A 1,466-nucleotide genomic window follows, 5' to 3' on the forward strand; every position below is an offset into this window, starting at 1 on the left:
TGTCGCTGGAACGCTGATTCAGTTCACCAGCGGCGCGATGCCGACGGTATGGCCACGTTCGCAAGCACAGGGGCAATTGCTTCTTCGATGCCGGTATCGCCCCTTTGCCGCGTGTGCTCGGATTCTTGCGCAAGCCCTTCTCGATCGCGCGGTTGTCGGCGGCGGTCGCCGCGGCGTTGTCGCTGGAACGCTGATTCAGTTCACCAGCGGCGCGATGCCGACGGTATGGCCACGTTCGCAAGCACAGGGGCAATTGCTTCTTCGATGCCGGTATCGCCCCTTTGCCGCGTGTGCTCGGATTCTTCGGCAAGCCGGTTCACTTCCCATTCGCGCTGCCATTGCTCGACTTCCTGACGCCGTTCGATGGCGAGCCGGGCCTCCTCTTCCTCGTCGATCCACACAGAGAACGTGGAGAATGCGCGTTCCATCGCTTCGTAATGGGCCGCCGGGCCGAAGACCGTGAACAGCAAACGCTCGCCGTGTCCGGGATGGGTCCAGTAGATCGCGAGTTCCTGATCGGCAACGGCGTCCGCTTTCGTGTATCGCGCGGCATGTCCGCTCGATATTGTTTCTGCCGCCGCTGCCGGCGCGAAATCGTTCCAGCGCATCATCTCTTCTTTCGATGCTACGAACTTCGGCGTTTGCGGTTTTTCATCGCGCGCGACGCGTTCCTTCGCCACGACCTTGACCGGCCAGTCGAAGCTGCCCGAACGCAGGCGCTGGAACTCGCCTGGAGCATCGCTGGAAATGAATTCCTTCGATACCCGGTTCACGTTCAGTGTGCGCGAAGCCAGCCGCAACATCAGATCGACGCCGCCGCCGAGCACGCGGATACGGCGTTCGTCCTCGCGGATTTCGGCGACGCACGGCGACGACACCGTCGACTCGCGCCGGTCGTCCATATAGCCATGCACCCAGAGAACCGCCAGCACGAGCAACGATACCGCGACCGCAACGTCGGTCTGCGGCGCGAGCACGAGCCCGGCAAACAGCATGGCGATAGCCACGGCGAATATGCTGATCTTCATGAACCGCCCAAGGGCGGAATCAGCCTGGAAGAAGGCAAGCAACCACATTGGATTTTCCCGGATCTTTTCTTTGTTTTGACTTCATATCCGCAGCCGGCATGCACGAAGGGTCTGGCTTCGCCCGGCCTGCGAAATGCACGATGCCTCGCAGAACACTGGATAACACTTCAAGGAAACGCTGCGGAAACCCCCGTTGCCGCAGCGCCCCTTTCTCTCACACACACGACCCCACCAGTTTCAGCAATGAATGATGCACGCGGCCTACTGCACCGCCCTCTCATTGCGTCCGCCTTTTCCACCCATTCCGTTTGCGACTTTCAGTACATGCCTACAAATGCCTTTGCTTTCGACTTCGCTTCGTTCACGCGCGCAGTTCGCGCACGAGCGCGGCCGTTTCTGCGCCGATGCTGCGAGCGTCTTGCGCGTCGCGCCTGCGTA

General features: G+C 61.1%; 1 protein-coding gene. It reads right to left on the reverse strand.

The features are described 5' to 3' along the window. Positions 1–200 precede the first annotated feature (200 nt). A complete protein-coding gene (locus tag ACRXB1_RS35945; RefSeq protein WP_449494760.1) occupies positions 201–1,076 on the reverse strand; it encodes a hypothetical protein in 876 nt (291 codons plus the stop codon). Positions 1,077–1,466: the final 390 nt, after the last annotated feature.

This window comes from Caballeronia sp. M23-90 (assembly GCF_053574605.1).

Excerpts from the sequence above, each read along its gene's own strand:
- ACRXB1_RS35945 (WP_449494760.1), bottom strand. The coding sequence starts at position 1,076 with ATGTGGTTGCTTGCCTTCTTCCAGGCTGATTCCGCCCTTGGGCGGTTC.